Source organism: Elstera litoralis, assembly GCF_000963705.1.
Lineage (GTDB): Bacteria > Pseudomonadota > Alphaproteobacteria > Elsterales > Elsteraceae > Elstera > Elstera litoralis.
On record NZ_LAJY01000099.1, the window covers coordinates 1 to 3,277 of the forward strand.

The following is a 3,277-nucleotide window of genomic DNA, read 5'->3' on the forward strand; positions in this document are numbered from 1 at the left end:
ATCGGCTCAGCAAAATCTCACTGCCGGTCAGGGGGTTGCGACCGTCGTGATCTAAATTTAGGAGCCAATCGTGTCGAAAATCAGTATCGGAGCGCGGGTAAAGTTTGGCTTGGCCATCATTTGCGTCTGTGTTTTTGCCCTGGCAATCCAGATTCTCTCGACGCAAGTCTCTATTTTATCCGCGAAGAACCGGGCGTCGGTGACGGCCTCGGTTTTTGCCGATACATTGCGGATGGTCGAAGTTATGGCCCTGGAGCGCAGCCCGTCGAATAATCTCTTAGCGGCGGACGCGGCGGCGGATGCGCAGGCGATTGCCAAGCTGAGCCAGGCGCGCAAAACCACGGATGATCTTATCCAGAAAGTCTCGGTCGGCCTCACCGCGTTGGGCGGGCAACCGGCGATGAAGGAAACCCTGGCAAATTTGGCGAAGGGGTTGGCTGGCGTCCGCTCGGCAGTCGATAGCGATATCGTCAAGCCGCGCAGCGCGCGGGGCGAGATTGTGCTGGGCTATTTCCAGCGCATGTTTGCTTTGAGCGCCCAAGCCGATAGCATCCTGAATATTCTCGAAGCAGAAACGACGATTGCCGACCCGTCGGTCGCAGCCTTGAACACGCTGGCGCGGCTTGCCGCCGACATGCGCGAAAGCGCCGGGCAGCAGGCGGCGACGCTCGGCACGGGGATGACGGCCAACCGTCCGCTAACGCAAGCCGAGTCGGACCGCATCGAACAATTGCGCGGCCGGGTCGATACACTGTCCGAACGCTTGCGCAATGGCATCGGCCAAGTCGGGGCGACGCCGGAGCTTCTGGCGGCCCAGCGGGCGATGGAGCAAGGCTATCTGGCGCGAGGGCGTGAAATCGTCGGCAGGCATCTAACCGAATCGCGCCAGCAGGCCCCCTATAGTAAGAGTGTGACCGAGATGGTCACGGAGATCGTTCCCCAGTTGCAAAGCATCATGGGCCTGCGCAATGCCGCCCTCCAAGAAAGCCAGCGCCGGGCTGAAGGCGAAGTGTCCGATGCTTATCTGCGGTTGGCGTTCGGCGGTATTCTGGTGCTCGTAACCGGGGCCGCGCTGCTGCGCTTGATTATTCTGATGCAGCGGCAAGTTCTGACGCCGCTGTTCAAGCTCACCGAAACGGTGACGGTGCTCGCCAATGGCCAGCGTGACCAGGCGGTGCCGTTCCTGGATCGCAAGAATGAAATTGGCCAGATGGCCGGAGCCATCGAAAATCTACGCCTGAAGGCCATCGAAGCCGACCAGTTGCACGACGAACAGGTGCAGGAGCAGGTGCGCAAGCTGGCGCGTCAGCAGAAGGTCGAAAGCTTCATTGCCACCTTCGGTTCGGGCACGGCTGATATTCTAACGGCGATGGCCTCGGCGGCGGATCAGATGCAGGGCACCGCCACTGTCATGAGCACCAATGCGGCGCGGACCGACGATCAGGCGGCGGCGGTGGCAGCGGCGTCCGAGCAAGCGTCGGCGAATGTGCAAACCGTCGCGGCGGCCTCTGAAGAACTGAGCAGCTCGATCCGCGAAATCGGCCGACAGGTTCAGGAAAGCGCCTCGATTGCGCTGCGGGCGACCGATGAGGCCGAGCGAACCGTATCGCAAGTCCGTCAGCTCAGCGACGCGGCTCAGCGCATCGGCGAAGTGGTGACGATGATTAATGGGATTGCCGCGCAAACCAATCTGCTGGCCTTGAATGCCACGATTGAAGCGGCGCGCGCCGGGGAGGCGGGTAAGGGTTTTTGCGGTTGTGGCCGCCGAGGTCAAAAGCCTCGCCCAGCAAACGGCAAAAGCGACCGAGGAAATCACCGCGCAAGTCACCGGCGTTCAAAATGAAACCAGTGCCGTCGTCGGCTCCATTGAGACTATCGGCAAGACGATCGACCGGATGAACGAGATTACCTCGGCGGTGGCAGCGGCGGTGGAAGAGCAGGGGACGGCAACCCAGGAAATCACCCGCAATGTGCAGCAGGCCGCCAACGGCACGCAGCACGTCAGCGAAAATATCGCCCATGTCACCCTTGGGGCAGGAGAAACCAAAAAGGCCGCCAATGTGGTTCTGGAAGCCGCCGACCGGCTGACGGTTGCGGGCAATACGCTGCGCACGGAAATCACCCAGTTCCTCGGCAATATCCGCGCGGCTTAAAGCCCTCTCGATGCACCGAAAAGGCTGGCACTCCCCAATGGGCGGCCAGCCTTTTCTTTATTGCCCAAGTCGGGGATCGGGAACCTCATAGGTCCAGACGCGGAAGGATTTCAGCAGGTGCGGACCGAAGGAGTTGATGAGCGGAATATCGGCGGCGTCCCGCCCGCGCGCGACGATAATGCGGCCAATGCGCGGCTTATTATTGCGCGGATCGAAAGTGTACCATTCGCCTTCCAGGAAAACTTCGATCCAGGCGCTGAAATCCATCGGATCGACCACCGGCACGCCAATATCGCCTAAGTGACCATTGATGTAGCGCGCCGGAATATTCAGGCAGCGGCACAAGGTAAGGGCCAGATGGGCGTAATCGCGGCACACGCCGATGCCCTCATGATAGGCTTCGAAAGCGGTGCGGGTGGCGCGCGCCTGCATATAATCGAAGCGAATATGCTTGTGGGTGAACTCAATGACGGCCTGCACCCGGCTCCAGCCCGGCGTAAGGTGGCCGAAGAGGTCCCAGGCGATCTGGCTGAGCTTATCGGTTTCGCAGTAGCGGCTGCCCATCAGATACACGAGGCATTCATCGGGAAGATCGGTCACGGGCACTTCCCGCGCGGCGAAATTCGCCCGGTCGACCAGGCCTGAATCCTCCAAGACGGCATCACCCCAAATGGTGATATCGCCCGCAGGTGCCACCATACGGCGACAGAGATTACCGAAGAGATCGCGATAAACGCGGGTCGGCACCGACGGATTGGTGAAGGTCACCTCGGGCACGCGGATATCGGCATCCCGATCCGCTGTCACCGACAGCAGGCACACCAAGGCGGTCGGCTGGGCGCAGTTTAGGGTGATTTCATAGCCATAACGGATGAACATTCAGGGCCTCGTCTCAAGCGGTGGGGTTGGGCATTGATCGAAGCTCTTCCCCGGCAATCGCATATCACCGGATCAACGACACATAACCGTGCTAGGCTACAGGGAAGCCGAAGCAAGCGTCACGCCAATTCAAGCGGCCCTTCGGTCGGTAAGTTTACTAACGGCGTTAAGTCGGTGAATTCAGTCACTTAGCGACCGCCCTCTGTAAAACCTATGGCACTGCGATAGAAGGCCTCTTTTCTAAG

General features: G+C 60.2%; 3 protein-coding genes. 2 read left to right on the forward strand and 1 reads right to left on the reverse strand.

What is annotated here, in order from left to right:
* The first annotated feature begins 70 nt into the window (after positions 1–70).
* Positions 71–1,843 (forward strand): methyl-accepting chemotaxis protein, encoded by a 1,773-nt coding sequence (locus tag VZ95_RS27995; protein WP_052711499.1) that lies wholly within the window; start codon positions 71–73, stop codon positions 1,841–1,843.
* Entirely contained in the window at positions 1,758–2,153 is a 396-nt protein-coding gene (locus VZ95_RS28000) for a methyl-accepting chemotaxis protein (RefSeq protein WP_052711500.1), read from the forward strand. The genes VZ95_RS27995 and VZ95_RS28000 overlap by 86 nt, the downstream gene beginning before the upstream one ends.
* Before the next feature lie 57 nt (positions 2,154–2,210).
* Here the strand turns inward: VZ95_RS28000 and VZ95_RS05110 are convergent, their stop codons facing one another.
* A complete protein-coding gene (locus VZ95_RS05110; RefSeq protein WP_045774908.1) occupies positions 2,211–3,032 on the reverse strand; it encodes a transglutaminase-like domain-containing protein in 822 nt (273 codons plus the stop codon).
* Positions 3,033–3,277: the final 245 nt, after the last annotated feature.